The 16,467-nt window shown below is 71.9% G+C and carries 14 protein-coding genes; 8 read left to right on the top strand and 6 right to left on the bottom strand.

Features of this window, described 5'->3' with window-relative positions; all coding sequences use genetic code 11:
- The first annotated feature begins 124 nt into the window (after positions 1-124).
- Positions 125-358 carry a hypothetical protein gene (locus K8640_RS28310; RefSeq protein WP_046713590.1) on the top strand — a complete coding sequence of 78 codons (234 nt, stop codon included), beginning with the start codon at positions 125-127 and terminating at the stop codon, positions 356-358.
- A gap of 81 nt (positions 359-439) precedes the next feature.
- Here K8640_RS28310 and K8640_RS28305 read toward each other — a convergent pair whose 3' ends face one another.
- Positions 440-2,023, bottom strand: a complete 1,584-nt coding sequence (locus K8640_RS28305) for a CAP domain-containing protein (RefSeq protein ID WP_223749912.1) — start codon at positions 2,021-2,023, stop codon at positions 440-442.
- Positions 2,020-2,319: a DciA family protein gene (locus K8640_RS28300; protein WP_223749911.1), complete on the bottom strand. Its 300-nt coding sequence runs from the start codon at positions 2,317-2,319 to the stop codon at positions 2,020-2,022. Before K8640_RS28300 ends, K8640_RS28305 begins: the two co-directional genes overlap by 4 nt.
- Positions 2,320-2,498: 179 nt before the next feature.
- On the opposite strand from K8640_RS28300, the gene K8640_RS28295 reads away from it, so the two are divergent.
- Together K8640_RS28295 and K8640_RS28290 are read left to right on the top strand one after the other, a co-directional pair.
- Complete coding sequence (locus tag K8640_RS28295) at positions 2,499-5,117, top strand: carboxypeptidase regulatory-like domain-containing protein (protein ID WP_223749910.1); 2,619 nt, start codon at positions 2,499-2,501, stop codon at positions 5,115-5,117.
- 96 nt (positions 5,118-5,213) lie between these two features.
- The gene (locus K8640_RS28290) at positions 5,214-6,089 is read left to right on the top strand and encodes a GGDEF domain-containing protein (RefSeq protein WP_046717966.1); all 876 of its coding nucleotides are present in this window, start codon (positions 5,214-5,216) and stop codon (positions 6,087-6,089) included.
- 45 nt (positions 6,090-6,134) lie between these two features.
- On the opposite strand, the gene K8640_RS28285 is transcribed toward K8640_RS28290, so the two are convergent.
- Together K8640_RS28285 and K8640_RS28280 are read right to left on the bottom strand one after the other, a co-directional pair.
- A complete protein-coding gene (locus K8640_RS28285) occupies positions 6,135-7,793 on the bottom strand; it encodes a lysophospholipid acyltransferase family protein (RefSeq protein WP_223749909.1) in 1,659 nt (552 codons plus the stop codon).
- A 791-nt stretch (positions 7,794-8,584) separates the two neighbouring features.
- Positions 8,585-9,550 (bottom strand): SDR family oxidoreductase, encoded by a 966-nt coding sequence (locus K8640_RS28280; protein WP_223749908.1) that lies wholly within the window; start codon positions 9,548-9,550, stop codon positions 8,585-8,587.
- A 101-nt stretch (positions 9,551-9,651) separates the two neighbouring features.
- Between K8640_RS28280 and mutL the strand changes: the two genes are divergently transcribed.
- The 5 genes from mutL to K8640_RS28255 all read left to right on the top strand — a co-directional run bounded on the left by mutL (position 9,652) and on the right by K8640_RS28255 (position 14,278).
- Complete coding sequence (gene mutL / locus K8640_RS28275) at positions 9,652-11,517, top strand: DNA mismatch repair endonuclease MutL (RefSeq protein WP_223749907.1); 1,866 nt, start codon at positions 9,652-9,654, stop codon at positions 11,515-11,517.
- Positions 11,518-11,645: 128 nt separating this feature from the next.
- The gene (locus tag K8640_RS28270; RefSeq protein ID WP_170300476.1) at positions 11,646-11,804 is read left to right on the top strand and encodes a hypothetical protein; all 159 of its coding nucleotides are present in this window, start codon (positions 11,646-11,648) and stop codon (positions 11,802-11,804) included.
- Positions 11,805-11,822: 18 nt separating this feature from the next.
- Positions 11,823-12,551 (top strand): outer membrane protein, encoded by a 729-nt coding sequence (locus K8640_RS28265; RefSeq protein ID WP_223749906.1) that lies wholly within the window; start codon positions 11,823-11,825, stop codon positions 12,549-12,551.
- Positions 12,552-12,705: 154 nt separating this feature from the next.
- Positions 12,706-13,674: a tol-pal system YbgF family protein gene (locus tag K8640_RS28260; protein WP_370640404.1), complete on the top strand. Its 969-nt coding sequence runs from the start codon at positions 12,706-12,708 to the stop codon at positions 13,672-13,674.
- Positions 13,675-13,762: 88 nt separating this feature from the next.
- On the top strand, positions 13,763-14,278 hold the full coding sequence (locus tag K8640_RS28255) for a hypothetical protein (protein WP_223749904.1): 516 nt from the start codon (positions 13,763-13,765) through the stop codon (positions 14,276-14,278).
- 7 nt (positions 14,279-14,285) lie between these two features.
- Here the strand turns inward: K8640_RS28255 and K8640_RS28250 are convergent, their stop codons facing one another.
- Together K8640_RS28250 and K8640_RS28245 are read right to left on the bottom strand one after the other, a co-directional pair.
- Positions 14,286-15,914: a carboxypeptidase-like regulatory domain-containing protein gene (locus K8640_RS28250; protein ID WP_223749903.1), complete on the bottom strand. Its 1,629-nt coding sequence runs from the start codon at positions 15,912-15,914 to the stop codon at positions 14,286-14,288.
- Positions 15,911-16,444 (bottom strand): hypothetical protein, encoded by a 534-nt coding sequence (locus K8640_RS28245; RefSeq protein WP_141331004.1) that lies wholly within the window; start codon positions 16,442-16,444, stop codon positions 15,911-15,913. The genes K8640_RS28250 and K8640_RS28245 overlap by 4 nt, the downstream gene beginning before the upstream one ends.
- Between the last annotated feature and the right edge of the window lie 23 nt (positions 16,445-16,467).

Below are 16,467 nucleotides of genomic sequence, written 5' to 3'. Positions count from 1 at the left end.
GCATCACTACGTTGCGCGGCCGTTGCGCGCTACCCCGGTCCGTCGAAGCCTGGCGGGACCTGTCGTCCGGTAACACTGCTCGTTCACAGCGCTCGGGGGGGAAACAGCACAGAGGGAGGGCTCCATGAAGCCGTGTCCAGCCGATCTGCCGCAAACCATCAATCCCGAGGCCGGGCCGAAGCGTGCCGGCGTCGAGACGCATCGCAATCTGAATTGCCATCAGTACGACAACTGCCTGGATGAGGCGGTGCGTCGTGGGTGGCAGTCCTTCACCTGCATGAAGTGCCCGATGTACCAGCACGTCGCGCCCCCGCAGATGGGGCTCGAGGCGTACGCCACCCAGCGTCGCCCCGTCTGATGCCGCACCGGAGTCGCTTCACCGTGTGAGGGGATGCCCCGTTATGGAGAGGGGCGCCCCATACGGAGGTTCCGCCCGTCGTCACTGCACGGCGGCGTAGATGACGGCGACCCAGTATTGCTTCGCGCCGAAGCGCTTCGAATCCCCGCGCACCACCCCGACGCCCACCCGGTTGTTGGTGGCCTCGGCGACGCTGCGGGACTCGGGGAGCGAGGCCGGGTCCGACACCACGAAGAAGTCCACCGACGCCGTGCCCGCGTCGGGCAGCACCTGGAACACGCGCTCGTGCAGCGGGGCCTCGCCCGGCTGCGCGGCCGGTTGGTCCATCTCCAGCGCGTGCCGGGCGTGCGCCTGCGCGAGCGACTCCAGCACCTCGCTGCGCGCCATGGGCGGCAGCTTCTTCGCCGTGCGGTGGCGGGCCAGCGCGTCGTAGGCGTCCTGCCTGGGATTCTCCGGGTCCGCGGACGCGGGAGACGCGGCGGTGAAGACCTCGGTGACGATGGCCTCGTTGCGTCCGCCGACCTTCTGGAAGGTGACGCCCACGCCCATGAACCGGAAGCCCGGGTCCAGCAGGTTGCGGCGGTGGCCGGGGCTGTGCTCGATGCCGAAGTGCGCCGCGAGCGGCCCGGCGGCCTGGCCCAGGTTCTCACCCGCCCGCACGTAGCGGGTCCCTGGCGGGAGTCGACGGGTGAGGGTGCTGCCATCCGGGGCCACGTGCGCGAAGAAGCCCTCGGCGGACATGCGCTGGCTGTACGCCTGGGCCACGCGCTCGAGCAGCGGGTCCGGCGTCAGCTCCACCAGGCCATGCGCGCGGCGCAGGGCGTTGATGCGCTCATGGAGCGCCACGCGCGCGGTCTCCACGGTGGTAGGCTCCACGTTGCTCTCGCGCAGGCCGCGTCGGCGCACCTCGCCAATCTGCGTGAGGAACAGCGAGGTGACCTCCGGTCCCGCTTCGCCTCGCGCCACCACCTCCACCGTGTAGGTGCCGGGGGTGAGGAAGTCCAGGCGCGAGCAGAAGTCGGAGCCCTGGGTGCCTCGCCGCGTGAGCGGGACGATGATGACCTCGCCATCGGGACGGGTGACGTAGATCTCCGGCTGGCTCAGCGAGGGGCCCAGCCGTCCGCAGAGCGTCTGGACCGCGCGCTCACCGGGCATGACGCGCGGGAAGGGGCGCAGCTCCGCCTTGCGGTCCGACAGCAGCGTCACCAGCGCGGCGCGCTTGTCGACGAACGCGACGCCCACGCCGAAGTGGGTGGCCCGCTCCGTGTTCAGGTCCGGCCGGGCGCGCAGGGACTCGAGCGCGTGCTGGTGGGCCCACGCTCGGATGACGAGCGCCCGGGGCGCGGGGTCCGCGGCGCCCGCGTCGCTGATGGCCTCGGTGAGCGTGAAGAGGTCCGGCGCGCCGGTGAAGGCCCCGCTGAGCGCCTCGCGCGCCAGCCGTCGGGCCGCTTCGACGAGCGAGGCGTCCTCGGCGGGGGCGCGGCGGCCCACGCGCTCGAACTCGCGCACCACGTGCTGCGCGGCTTGCTGCTCCATGGCCTCGGTGGGCGTCAGCGGCACCTTCGGCTTGGGCGGGGGCGCCTGTTGTTGTGCGGGCGGCGCGGCCGGGCCACGTGGCGCGGGCGCGGCGGTGAGCAACAGGGAGAGGGCGAGCGCGGCGATCATCGCCCCTCCCAACGGAAGGCGAGCGCCTTCACCGTGTCCGCGCCCAGCCGCTCGTTCAAGCGGGCGCAGAGCGACGCGGCCTCGGGCTCCAGCGTGCGCGCCCACTCGGGGCTCGTCACCGACACGAGCAGGGTGCCACCCTCGAGGGCACGTGGGGTCGCATGGCGGGCAATGTGCGCACCCACCACCGAGGCCCACACCGGCGCCAGGGGATGTCCGCGCCCGGACTCACCGGCGAGGCGACCCAGGACTCGGGGGAGAAGGCTTTCAAGTGACTTCGGCTCGCCGCGGGCCATCGCGCGCGATGATGATTCGTGAGACCCTGAAAGCCAACCTTCCATTGCGTGGTGGAAGGGCGAGCGGGCGGCCGGGTCCGACGAAGTCCAGTGGAGGCAGGTCGAGCCTCCACGACGTCGCGCGTCGGTCGTCGTCCCTGTAAGGTCGAGGGTGTTCCGCCCCCCGGGAGCCGCATCGCATGAGTCGCTCGCTTCGTCCCTACCTGCTGTCGGCCCTCGTGTGTGTGCTGGGGATGCTGGCGGGCTGTGGTGACGCGTTCGACTCGACCCCTGGCATCCCCGCGGAGCCCAAGCCCAAGCCGACGGCGTGCGCGGTGGACCAGGACTGCCCGGACCCCGCGCTCTTCTTCTGCAACACCGCGCAGTCCCGCTGTGAGCCCGCGTGTCGCACGCGCGCGGACTGTGGCTCGGCCCGGCGTCAGGAGTACGCGCTGCCCATGTGCGACGCTCCAATGGGGTGCGAGTGCGACATGAACCGGTGCATGGCGGCGCTGTGCGCGGCGGACGCGGACTGCGAGGTGGACGAGGTCTGTCGCGATGGCGCCTGCGTGGCGCCGCCAGCGCCCGTGCTCGCGGCCTCGTGTCAGGTGACGCCGGACGTCGTCATCGGGCGCCCAGGCACCTCCGTCGTCTTCAACGTGTGGGTGCGTGACGCCGCGGGCAGGCCCGTGGTCCCCCTTGACGGAATCGCGTGGGAGGCGCGCGCGCCGAGGGTGAAGGGGGGCGGCTCCGGGCCCCGGGTCGCGCTCGTGCTGGGCGAACCCGGTGTGGATCGCGAGGCCGTCACCGTCCGCGTCGGCTCGGCGGTCTGCTCCGCGAATGTCACCGTGCTGAGCCCCGAGGTCCCCGACGGCGGGCTCCGCGTGCTGGTGGTGGATGAGCTGACGGGACGCTCCCTGCCGCTCACCACCATCGCCATCTCCAATGAGAAGGGCGAGGTGCTCGACACGGCGCTGACGGGGCTGGACGGCGCCACCTGGGTGCCCGCGTCGGGGACGGTGGGCGTGACGGCCTTCCACCCGGACTTCGGCTACCTCACCCTGGCCCGCCATGAGGTCGAGGAGGGGCGCGACCTGCGACTCGCGCTGCGGCGCAATCCGTTGGACCTCTCGGGTGGACTCCAGGTCGACTTCGTCGAGCCGCGCGTCGTCACGCCGCCTCCGTTGACGACGCGGTCGCGGCTGCGGCTGGGATTGACGGGCCTGTCGGTGCCGGGACTCTTCTCCGAGGTCTCGACGGAGACGTTGCTGGGGTTCGAGCGCGAGGTGGAGGTGGATGCGGGCGGCACGCGCAGGCTGTCGCTGCCGTCGGGCACGGCGTTGTGGGTGGAAGGAGGGGTCGCGCCGCGGGTGTCCGCGCCGGGCGTGGCGGGGGTGTGTGACTTGTCGCTGTCGGGCGTGTTGGAGCCGGAGCTGTCCATCGCGATGGGCACGTGCGGCACGCGCTCGGCGTGGGCCGTGACGGGAGGCCTGCCGGTGGCGGAGCTGCCCCTGAACGCGTTCGACCTGGGCATGGATCCGCTGCTGATGCTGGGTCGGCTGCTGGTGCTGTCGCCCGACTTCCACTCGTCGGTGGTGCGCGACGCGTCCTTCCGCCTGGTCCCCACGCCGGGCCTCGTCGAGGGCGGGCCCCGACCGGACGCGGTGACATATCCGGAGGGGGTGTCGCTCGACTTCGAGGGCGTGCGGCTGGCGTTCCCGTTCGCCGTGCGCGTCCCGGCGCTGCCTCGCTACCGGGGTGCGTATCTGGACCGGGCCTATGTGCTGAGCACCGTGGCCGCGCCGGGTCGAGGGCTCGTGCCGCTGGGCCTGGGCGCCGCCGCCAATGTCGCGCCGGCGGATCCGAACACGGACGCGGACTCGCGGCTGGGACAGCCCGGCGTGATGTTCGTGCGCATGGCCCCCGCGCACCACGGGCTGGAGGGGCAGCCCTACCGCCTGCTCATGGGCGCCTCGTCCCGGGCGGCGCGGGATGATGCCTCGGCCGGCGTGGCGACGAGCCTGGTGGTGGCGGACCTGGCGGGGCCGCTGTTCGACCCGTCGGGGGAGCACCCGGTGCAGACCTGGTCGGGCTTCCTGCCCATCCCCGAGGACGTCCGCTACAACTTCGATGGCGCGGCGGAGGCCCGGGGGCTGGGGCCGCGTGAGCTGCGCGGCGAGGTGGACGGGCCCGCGACGTTGATCCGCGTCGTCTTCACCAACCGCCTCGGGCGCAGGTGGACGGTGCTCGTCTCTCCCGATGACCTGGAGGACGGGGTCCGGGTTCCCCGGGCGCCCATGGGCATCGAGGACCGGACCTTCTTCGGGGACCACCAGGGCTCGCGCTCGCTCTTGCGCACGGAGGTGTTGCAGGTGACGGGGCGGGACTCGCGGGATGTGCTGGGGCCCTCGCGACTGGCCGCGGCCGATGGGCCCGGGCTCGACCATGTGGGGGACCTGACCCAGGCCGCGTCGTCCCTGGACGTGGGACGTCCCGAGGTGGCCTGGCTCTATCCGGAGCTGGAGGGACAGCGGCTCACCCGGGGGAGCGCCGTGCGGGTGCGGGTCACCGGTTTCCGCCTGGGGACCAGCGCGGAGGCGGACGGCCGCGTGCGCATCGTGGTAAGGGGCGGCGCCAAGGGGTGCGAGGAGGTCCTCGTGAGTGACACGGCCTCATCTCCCACCTCGGGCGAGGTGGAGCTCCGGCTGCCGGCGAGCTGCTCCGGCCTGGGGGTGTCACTCATCGCGTCACTGGAGGACCCCGAAGGTCGCCTGCTCCGGCCCGCGGTCTCGGCCCTGCGAGGCGTGGATATTCCCTAGGTCAGGCGCGGATTCCCTACCCGGAGTCGCGTGCTCTGACTCGCTTTCTTGTTTTGCAGGGTGGTAGCGTCCCGAGGGTCGTTCGCTGGAGGAGTGGTGCAGAACGAGACGGTCGTCACGGTCATCTCCAAGATCTCCGACCGGCCGGTCAACCTCGACGCGGCGCTGGTCGTGATCTACGGATTGGACCTGGGTCGGAAGCACGATTTGACGCGCGAGGAGACCCTGATTGGTCGCTCGTCGAAGTCGGACATCCAGATCGACCAGGAGTCGGTGAGTCGCAACCACGCGGCCATCTCCAATACCCGGGAGGGCGTGCGGATCCGCGACGCGGGCTCCACCAACGGCACGTTCATCAACGACGAGCTGGTGGAGGGGGTTCGCGAGCTGCGCAACGGCGACCTGGTGAAGATCGGCCGCACCATCTTCAAGTACATCGCCGGCGGCAACATCGAGGCGGCGTACCACGATGAGATCTACCGGCTGACCACGATGGACGGCCTGACGCAGATCTACAACCGGCGCTATTTCGACGAGCAGCTGGACCGGGAGCTGTCCCGCAGCCGCCGGTACGAGCGCGGGCTGTCGCTGGTGTTGATCGACATCGACCACTTCAAGAAGGTGAACGACAAGTTCGGCCACCTCGCGGGGGACTCGGTGCTCAAGCAGCTGGCGTCCACGGTGCGCACGCGCATCCGCCGCGAGGACGTCTTCGCCCGCTACGGCGGTGAGGAGTTCGCCGTCCTGTTGCCCGAGGTCGCTCTGACGGGCGCGCGTCAGCTCGCCGAGAAGGTGCGCCGGCTGGTGGAGAAGCAGCGCTTCGAGTTCGACCGTCAGGCCATCCCCGTCACCATCTCCCTGGGCGTGGCGGTGCTGGAGCCTCGCCACCGCGAGCCCGGAGACCTGGTGCGCGCGGCGGACGAGAAGCTCTTCGAGGCGAAGACGACGGGCCGCAACCGCGTCGTCGGCTGAGGGCTCCGCGCGGAGGATTCGCGCGAACCGGTGGGGTCCCCCGCTTCAGCCCGCGAAGACGGAGCGCCGCTCGCGCAGCAGGGAGTGGAGCATGCCCTGGATGGCCTCGCGGGTGCGCTCGGTGAGTCGTCCCACCTCGCCCAGATCGTCCGCGGCCTCGGGGGGCAGCCCGTCCATGGCGATGGGCTCGCCGAAGCGGATGCTCCACTTGGCGGGCAGGGGCAGGGGACCTGGCATCAGCGGCAGGTAGGGCAGGCCGAGGAAGCTCGCGGGGATGCGGCCGAGCATCGGCGATGTCTCCTCCGCGCCGACGATGGCCACCGGGACGATGGGCGCGCCCGTGCGCAGCGCGAGCTTCACGAAGCCGCCGCGCCCGAAGCGCTTGAGGCGATAGCGCTCACCGAAGGGCTTGCTGAGGCCCTGGTAGCCCTCGGGGAAGACGACGAGGGGGCGCTGCTCGTCGAGCAGCCGCAGCGCGTTCTCCGGGCACGCGCGCACCGCGCCCAGGCGGTTGAAGAGCGTGCCCAGCATGGGCGCGTGGAAGACCTGGTCCTCCACGAGCCAGCGTGACTCGCGCAGGTCCGGCCGCTCACGACCGAGCGTGAGCGACATCACGAGGCCGTCGTAGGGCAGGGCACCCGAGTGGTTCGCCACCAGGATGACGGCGCCGCCGGGGATGTGGTCCGTCCCCTGCGCGGAGACCCGCCAGTACTGGCCGTAGAGGAACTCGAGCACCGGCTCCAGCCGTTCGACGAGGGACGGGTCCTTGCCGTACTCGTCCAGGTGCGCGCCGCCGCCCGTTCCCAGGCCCGCGCGCACCGCGTCCAGCATGCCGTTCATCGCGCCCCACGCGCGTCCCAGTCCCTCGCTGGCCAGCGCCTGTCCGGCGATCTCCCGGGCCAGGGCGAACATGCCGCTGGCGCGCTGGGCGAGGGGACGGGGGGACCCGGCGTCGTGAGCGGGCTCGGAGGAGGCGCCGTGAAAGGCGTCGTCTCGCGAGGGGGGCACCAGGGACAGCGGGCCTCGGCGACCCGGGGGGAACTCGTCGCGCGTCGTGTCTGGCATTTCCACCTCGGGCGCCTGGAAGGTGCTGTCCACCACGGGCCTGGAGATGGTCCGCTCCCAGCCGTCCTCGACCTCCTCGGGGGTCTCGTCGAGGTCCTCGAGCTCCAGCACGGCGCCGGCCATGGCCAGGTCCTCGCGCAGCTCCAGCGTGGAGACCTCTTCGTCCTCGGCCAGCTCGTCGAGGAAGCCCACCGTGGCGCGCTCCTCGAAGGAGTCGGTGAAGGGCGGCTCGGCGGAGCGGTGGACCATCACCTCGGCGACGGCGAGCTCGGCGGCGCTCTCGGCGACCTGCGCGGCGACGGTGGCGGCGAGCTCGCGCTCGTGCTCCGGCTTGCGAGTGACGGGGCTGTGGTCGAGGACCTCCTCCACTGCGGCCTCCGCCAGTCCGGTGGCCATCTCCGTGGCGAGCAGCCGGTCCGTGGCCTCCTCGCGGCCGGCGCGTCGGTCCATGGCTTCGTCCACGGCGTGCTTCGCGGTGACCTCGGCCACCTCGGCGGCCAGGGCCTCCGCGAGCGCGTGGTCCACGTTGCGCTGCTGGGGCGTCCGCTCCGCGGCGCGCTCCTCGAGCACCGCGGGGGGCCGAGACGGTGGGGCTGCTCGCGGAGTCACCGGCGCCGCGGGCTCGCGCAGCGGCTCCACTTCGTTCTCCGTCGCGGCGAGCGGGCTGCTGGCGGACGTGCCGGTACCACGCGAGGAGTGGCTGGCGGCGACCGGAGCCTGAGCGCTGGCCGCGTGAGATGGGTCGAGCGGAGGCGTCGAAGTTCCACGGGAGTCGCCCGCAGCGGTGGTGGCTTCTCCACGGGGCCTGCTCTCACCCGGGGTGGCGCCCGCGTGGAGCGCGCGCTCGCTCGTATCGGAGGCGCCCTTGTTGGTTTCAGAGGGCGTGCCACGTGCTGTGGTGGTGAGGGGCCGCTTCAGGCCATCCCTTTCGCCAGCGGAGCCTCGTGAAGGCGAGCCCTGCGTGGAGGTGGACGGCGGCTTCCCCCGGGCCGGGGCGCCGCGTGCGGCCTTGTTGTTTCGCGACGTCGAGGCAGGCCTCGTGTTGGCGGGGCGCTGCTCTCCATTCGACTCACCTTTCGCGCCCTTGTTGTTCCGAGCCGCACTCCGCGCGGCCGTGCTGTTCCGGTTGTCGGCGTCGCGCGCGGAAGAAGGCGCGGACTTCTTCGCGTCCTTCGGCTGGACGCGCCCGTTCTGCTCCGAGCCCCGGGCCTCGGGACCACGGGACTTCGCCTTCCCGGATGCGGGCTTTCCACGAGCGGGCTGCTTCTTCGCATCGGCCCCGTTCTTCGAGTGGGCCTTCTGCGTCGCCGTGCCCTCGCGCTCGGAGGGCGGGCGGTCCCGCGGAGGGGTGCCGGGTTTCGTGCGCTCACCCTCGCGGGAGGCGGCTCCGCGCTGGAAAGGATCGTTCCCGAGGACACCCTTGGCCATCTCTAGCTCCTCTTGAGCGCCGCCGCGGCGTCCCTGACGTGGTGGAAGGGGATGAAGCCGAGGGCAGTCTCCGCGCGCTCGCCGTCGGCCACCCACGAGTAATGGATGTAGTCGAGAAGGGCTACGGGCAACGTGTCCGCTCCAACCACATCCAGCGCGTGGAGTGCGCCACGGAACAATGGGCCGGGCAGGGGGAGCGGCCGGGCACCCGCCTGTCGGATGAGGCCGGACAGCGGGAGTACGCCTTGGCCAACGATGTTGAACTCCCCGGACGCCTCCGCCCGCAGCGCCAGGTGCAGCGCCCGCCCCGCGTCCTCCTCGTGCAGCCCCTGCCACAGCGGGTCGAACCCCAGCAGGGTGGGAACCACGGAGGTGCGCGTCAGCAGCCGCGTGACGGGGCTCTCGAACGCGGCCCCCAGCACCGGCGCGAAGCGCAGCACGAGCACCTTCATCTCGGGGTGCCGCTCACGGAACGCGCGGACCTGTCCCTCCACCTCCACCTTGTCGGTGACGAAGCGGCTGTGCGGACAGCCCTGCAGCGGCGAGTCCTCGCGCAGGAGCGCCGGGTTGTTCCCCCGCGCTCCATAGACGGCCGTCATCGACGGCACCACCAGCCGGGGGATGCGCGCGCGGCCCGCCGCGGTCAGCACGTTCATCGTGCCGATGACCTCCAGCTCGTGCGCCAGCGAGCCGTTGCGGATGGGGCCGAACAGGAACGCCAGGTGGTAGAGCGCGTCCACGGGGCGCTCGGTCAGCGCGTCGGTGAGCTCGCTCTCGGCGTCGTGCCGCGTGAGGTCCACCCGGTGGAACTCCACCTTGGCGCCCTCGGGACGGTTCACGTCCAGCACGACGATGCTCTCCACCTCCGGATCGCGCTCGAGCCGGGGCAGCAACAGCTTCCCGTACTCGCCGCTGGCTCCCGTCACCGCGACACGCAGCCGTCCCTTGCCTGGTCGTGACTCGTCCATACGCGAGGTCTCCTGTTAGCCCAGCCGCTCTCGAATGTCAGCCTGCACGGCTCTGTCTTGCTGGACAACGTCGTCCGGGTGGCGGAGGGTGGACGATTGCCATGGCACGCATCGCCCGTCTCAGTGACGTCCTCATCAACAAGATCGCCGCCGGCGAGGTGGTGGAGCGGCCCGCGTCCGTCGTGAAGGAGCTGGTGGAGAACTCGCTCGATGCCGGGGCGAGCACCGTGCGCGTGGACCTGTCGGGTGGGGGCGTGGACCGCATCATCGTGTCCGACGATGGACACGGCATGGGCCGCCAGGACGCCACGCTCTGTCTGGACCGCCACGCCACCAGCAAGCTGCGCGAGCTGGACGACCTGTTCCACATCGACTCCATGGGGTTCCGTGGTGAGGCGGTGCCCGCCATCGCCTCCGTGTCCCGCTTCAGCCTGCACACCGCGGAGGTCGGCGCGGACGTGGGCACGCGGGTGACGCTGGAGGGTGGGGTGGACGTGGTGGTGGAGGACGCCCCGCCGCGCACCGGCACGATCATCACCGTGGAGGACCTGTTCTTCAACGTGCCCGCGCGCCGCAAGTTCCTGCGCCGGGGCGACACCGAGCTCAAGCACGCCGAGGAGGCCGTCGTCCGGCTGGCCCTGGCCAACCCGGACGTGGGCTTCTTCGCCACCCACGAGGGCAACGAGCTGTTCTCCAGCGCGGCCTGTCCCGAGGACCCGCGCGAGCGCATCGCCGCGGCCCTGGGGCCCGCCTGTCACCCGCACCTGTTCCCCGTCGAGGAGCGCCGGCTGGGCGTCAGCGTCACCGGGTACGCGGCCTCGCCCGAGTTCACCTTCCCCAACGCGCGCGGCCTCTACACCTTCGTCAACCGCCGCTTCGTGAGGGACCGCGGCCTCATCGGCACCATCCAGCGCGCGTACCAGGACTTCCTCGCCGCCGGACGCCAGCCGGTGGTGGTGCTGAACATCGACGTGGACCCCGTCGCCGTGGACGTCAACGTCCACCCGCAGAAGCTGGAGGTCCGCTTCTCCGATGCGCGCGGCGTGTACGAGGCCATCAGCGCCGCGCTCAACCGCATGCTGCGCGCGGCCCCCTGGCTGGGCACCGGCGCCGACGCCCAGGCCGCCCTGGGCAACACGCCGCGAGACGCCGCGCACTACGCGCACGCCGTGGAGCGCTTCCTCACCCGCGCGCAGGAGGCGTCGTGGGGCGGCCCGCTGCCCACCACGCTGGACGCCGCCTCGCCCGGTCCGGGCCCCGCGCCCCTGTCCGGCGCCCCCGGCCCCATGGCCGGGATTCCCGCGCCGCTGCCCTTCGCCCACACCGGCATGCGCCCGCCCGCGTTCGGCGAGGCCCAGCCCCAGCTCAACGAGGCCCCTCCGCCGGGCTACTTCGCCGCGCTCAGGCCCATGGGCATGCTGGGCGGCCGCTTCCACATCTGCGAGGGACCGGGCGGCACGCTGGTGGTCCTGGACCCGCACGCGGCGCTGGAGCGGGCCCGGCTGACGACGTACCTGCGCGCGCTCGAGGACGAGAAGGGCCCTCCGGCGCCGTCGCTGTTCGGCACCACGCTGGAGTTCCCCGTCGCGGTGGCCAAGGCGCTCGTCGAGGGCCGCGAGGCGCTCTGCCGGCTGGGCGTCGACGTGGAGCCCTTCGGTGGCACCACCGTGGCGCTCAAGACGGTGCCGCCGGGGCTCGAGGGCGCCGATGCGCGCTCGCTGCTGGAGGCCCTGGCGCGCGCGCTGCCGCCTCGGGGCGCCACGCTGGACGCCGTCACGCTGGCGGAGGCGGTGCGGGTGCTGGCCTGTCACGCCGCGCGCAAGGCGAACACCGTGCCGCTCACGGACGCGCAGCTGCGCGCGCTGCTGGGCGAGCTGGACCGGGCCGACTTCCATCCCCCGTGCAGCCACGGCACGGTGGTGGTGCTGGAGATGCCGCTGCTGGAGCTGGAGCGCCGCGCCCGTTGACCTGGCCGGAAAGTTGACCCGTGGGAGGTCACTGCTACGGTGGGCCACACGCCTGTAGCACCGGGCGTTCCCCGGCACGGACGTCCAGGACGAGCACCCCTCACGGCAACGCACACGGGAGCGGCCACATGCGCGGTGTCATCACCCTGCGAGACGTGGTGTCCAACCTGGGCGTGGTGCTCCGCGAGTTCGGGGCCTTGTGTGTCGTCCGCTGCGTGGTCGCGTCGCTGTGTCGTCAGCGGACGACCTTCCTGGAAATCGCCGTGCGCTGCTCCAAGCGCACCTGACCTTCGCCTCCGAGTCCGATGCTCCGTCGCCTCCTGCCGCCCCTCGTCCTGCTCTTCGCCACTCCCGCCGTCGCCCAGGACGAGGAGGAGCCCATCCCCACGTCGCTGGCGGGAGTGGGGCGCATCACCGTGCAGGGGGGCTGGCGCGTCACCTCCAACGAGACGCTCTACAAGACCTGGTACGACGTCGAGGCGAACAGGGGCCTGCCACGGGCGCGCGAGACGGACGGTGGTCCGCTCGGCGTGGCGACCTTCGCCTACTCCATCTCCGACCTGGTGGAGCTGGGCATCGACCTCTTCTTCACCGGCTCCAAGCTGTACCTCAACAGCCCCGGCCTGGAGGGCGCCGCGCCCGTCGAGCGCAGCCTGGAGACGCTGGGCTACGGCGCGCTGGTGGGCGTGCGCTTCCAGACGGTGCTCCCGGAGATCGGCCCGTATGGCCTGGTGCCCTTCGCGGGGCTCGCCACGGGGCCGGCCATCGCCAGCTCCAAGCTGTCCGGAGAGAAGCTGGAGGACAAGACCACCCAGGCCTGGGCGGGCTCGCTGGGGGCCACCTGGCGGCTGTCCCCCCGCTGGGGCCTTTCCGCCGAGTACCGGTTCATGTTCCTTCGCGGACCCGTGGGCCCGGCGCTGAACGACCAGGACAAGCGCATCGCCTCGTTCAGCCTCGGAGGCAGCTGGATGTCCCTGGGCGTGACGTACACTTTTCCGCCCGAGCCATCCCGCTCGTTGACGGGCGGCCTGTAGCCCGAGCAGGCATGCGCCGAGCAGGTTGAACGCTTCCGGAAATGCGGTGGAACGATTGCGGTGTTCCGCTGCGGAAATTGTCGCCGTATGACCGGGAGAACTCCTTACGATGCGTGAGTCGGCCGAGATCGTTACCGGGCCCAGGAAGATGTCCATGCCAGAGCAGGCGAAGACCGAGATTGATAAGGAACTGGCGGACCTCCGCCGCGAAGTCGTCGAGGCCCGCAACCTCGTCATCAAGAGTGACAACCTGCTGAAGAACCTCCACGCGGAGGTCAAGGCGGTAGGCAAGCGTCACGAGGACTTCCAGAAGCGTCAGTGGATTTCTTCCGCGGCGGCGTATGTGTTGTTCGCCGTCATCGCGGTGGGGGCGGCGGTGATGATCACCAGCGCCCGCTCCTCCAGCGCCACCAATGAGCGCGAGCGGCTGGAGAAGATGGTGGCGGACCTGACGGGCCAGCTGGAGAAGCAGCGCGCGGACACATCCGCGCACCAGACGGCCCAGCGGGGCGCCGCGGAGGTCTACAAGATGATGACCTCGCTGCCCGGCGACGAGCGGCTCAAGGGCATCGACGCGCTGATGAAGCTGGACACCTCCCGGCTGAGCTCGCTGGAGCGTCAGGCGCTGAACGACCGGGCCTCGTCCCTGCGTCGTGAGACGGGCGACGTCGCCTTCGAGCGCGGGAAGATCGCCTTCCGCAAGAACGAGATGGACCAGGTCGTCGCGGAGATGGAGCGCTTCCTGGCCATGAACCCCCCGAACGAGCAGGCGCTGGACGCGTCCTTCTTCCTGGGCACGGCCTACAACCAGCTGCGCAAGCACGACAAGGCCGTGCCGCTGCTGGCGCGCTTCGTCGAGGGCGACCGCACCTCCAAGACGCGCGACTACGCCATGCTGCTGCTGGCCCAGTCGTACCAGGAGGTCGGGCAGATGGAGAAGGCGCTGGAGACGGCGCGTGACGCCGCGGGCAGCTACCTCAACAGCCAGTACCAGCAGCAGTTCCGCAGCCGCATCGCCATGGTGAAGCGCGCCATGAGCGGCAACACGGAGGCCGCGGGGCCCGCCCCGGTGGCCCCCGCCGCGGCGCCCGCCCAGCAGGTGGCGAGCCCCGCCGGTCAGTAGTCCCGGCCGCACCCCCGCCCGCTCAGCCGGGTGGGGAGACCACGGAAGCGTTGCCACGCGGGGTCCACGGTCGTAAGACCTGGACCCCGTGTCCGCTCCCGACCCCCGCAAAGACCCTCGCTTCCGCCGCTACCGTGGTGCCGCGTATGGGCTCTACATCGCGCTCACCTCGCTGTTCTCGGTGTGGATCATCGTGAACGTGAGCCGCTCGGTGGCGGCCATGACGCCGGAGAAGCTGCCGCCCGCCTCCGTGACGCTCGGCTTCCCGGAGTGTCTGGCCGGCGCCCGCGCGCTGTGGGACGAGCTGGAGCTGGGCCGCGAGAAGCTGGTGCGCGTGTCGCCCGCGCGCGACGTGGACCAGGAATGGATGCGCTTTCGCACCGAGTGGCTGACGCGGCTGCGTGAGCGCGAGTCCCAGTGTGACCTGCAGACGCGCGAGCGCGCCCCGCTGCGCACCGTGTACCGCCGGCTGGAGGCGGTGCTGGACCTCTACACCACGCACGCGGTGCAGTACGCGGACGAGGTGGGCGGCACGGTGGACTCGTTCCACGCGGCCTTCAAGGCGGCGAGCGCGAGCCCCGCGGCGAAGTCCTCGGCGCCCTGAGCGGCCTTCAGCGGATGGGCAGCAGCGCCGTGTAGCGGCCCAGCGTGTCCGTCACGGACTGGGCCAGCAGCACCGAGGTGGGACGGCCCTCCACGTTCACCACCCGGTAGAAGCGGATGGACGCGAAGGCCAGGCCCGGGGGCACGCCCGGCTCGCGAGCGAAGGACAGCGCGCGTCCGCGCAGCGTGCGCCCGCGCTGGAGGGAGAAGGTGGACACCGCCTGCTCGACGCCGTCGCTGCCGGGCACCACCGAGACGAAGCGGGCGATGCGCGGCAGGTTCTCCCCGGGCACGGCGTCCAGCCGGTACAGCGCCGGGTCCAACCGCAGCGTGTATTCGCCGTTGCCGTCCGTGATCGTCTCCGTGGCCAGGTCGGGCGGCAGCCGTCGCCCCGAGACGGTGTCCACGGGCTCCACCACCAGGCGCACGCCGGCCGCGGGCGTCGTGTCATCCGGCAGCCGCAGCAGGCCGCGCACCAGGCGTCGCTCGGCGCAGACCACGTCCGGCAGCACCGTGTCCGTGCGCGGCACCACCGCGTTGGTGATGGTGAGCCCGGAGGCGGCGCCGGGCGGCGGCACCACCACCAGCTCCAGGGGCGCCTCGGCGGGGCTGGGCAGTGAGCGCAGCTCGAAGCGGCCCTCCAGGTCCGTGGTGGCCAGGGGGCTGGCGAAGGTGCCGCCTCCGCTCACGCGCCCCTGGAGCGACACGGTGGCGGAGGCGACGGGGCGGCCATCCTGCGCCACCACGCGGCCCGTCACGCGCACCGGCGCGCCGAAGTCTCCCAGCTCCAGCTCCACCGGAGCCGTGAGGTCCACGGGGAAGGTCTGCTGGGGGATGAGCGCGTCGTCGTGCAGCGCCGTCACCCGGAGGAGCACGGTGCTGGCGCTGGCGGCCTCCGGGGCCAGCGCCAGCGAGAAGGCCCCGGTGGAGGCCGTCACCGGGATGCGCTGGGACAGCGGACGCAGCTGGGCGTCCAGGGCCTCCACCGCGAGCCCCGCGGGGACGGGGGCGCCATCATGGAGCGCCACCTGGCCCTGCACCCGCACGACGGCGTTGGAGGCGGGCAGCAGCCACTGCATCGCGAGCGTCTCGCCCGGGGACACGGTGCCGGTGTTCGTCACGGGCGGCACGTCCGGGTCCTCGGCCAGCAGCGTCACCGCGTACTGGCCGCTGGCGACGGGGAGCGTCCACTGCCCGTTGTCGGGCACGAGCAACGCCTGGTGGTAGCGGGCCACGCCCGGGATGAGGGCGCTGGTGCCGACGGCGCGCACGAAGAGCGGATCCGAATAGGGGCGGGTGGCGCTGCTCGACGGCGTGGGCGGCGTCACCGTGGCGCGCGTCACCAGGCCCCGCACGGACGCCTCGCCGAAGAGCTGCAGGTTCTGCTCGGCGCGCAGGCGCCCCACCGGGAAGTCCTGGGCGTACAGGCCCAGCGCCGGGTTGGGCGTCACCTCCACCACGATGTCCTGGCCCGGGTCTCCGCAGCCGTCGACGAAGCAGGTCTCGTTGGCCGAGCAGTCCGCGTCGGAGGTGCAGACGAGGAGCGAGTCCGCCGGGGGCTCGTCCAACAGGGCGCAGCGGGTGTTGCCGGACAGCAGCACCAGCGCGGCCAGGAGCCGGGCGGGAGCGCGGGTCATCGGCAGTCTCCCTGCACCGTGTTCACCACCCAGGTGTAGCTGATGACGAAGCCCGGGTCGATGATGGTGCCTCCGTCGGGCAGGTTCACCACGCGCGACTCGGGCTGCCGGTCCGTCAGCTCCGCGTCGCTCACCAGGGCCTCCACCAGATGCTGGCCCGGCGCGCTCAGCTCCGAGTTCGCGGAGGCCAGGTTGATGCGCAGCGTGCCCCGGTCCGGCCGGCGCGCCTCGCCGTTGTTGGTGAGGGCGATCTCCCGGTAGGGCCCGCGCGGGTCCTGCGGGTTGTAGTCGATGAACCAGTGCACCTTGATGCGGTCATCGACGTCCGGGTCCTCCACGGCGACCTCGAACGTCAGCTCGCACCGCGTGGCGCCGAAGTCCCGGATGATGCGCTCCTCGGGCAGCACCAGCGACTCGATGATGCGCGGCGAGCGGTTCATGAACCGGGGCACGTCGTCGAGCAGGGTGTCGTCCTGGGGCAACAGACAGCCGACGAGCAGCAGGCCCAGGGCCGAGGCCAGGACACACATCGCCCGTCCCTGGCCGGGCGGCC

This window comes from Myxococcus sp. XM-1-1-1, assembly GCF_020037095.1.
Taxonomy (GTDB): Bacteria; Myxococcota; Myxococcia; order Myxococcales; family Myxococcaceae; genus Myxococcus; species Myxococcus fulvus.
This window is presented reverse-complemented; position numbering and strand designations above follow the sequence as displayed.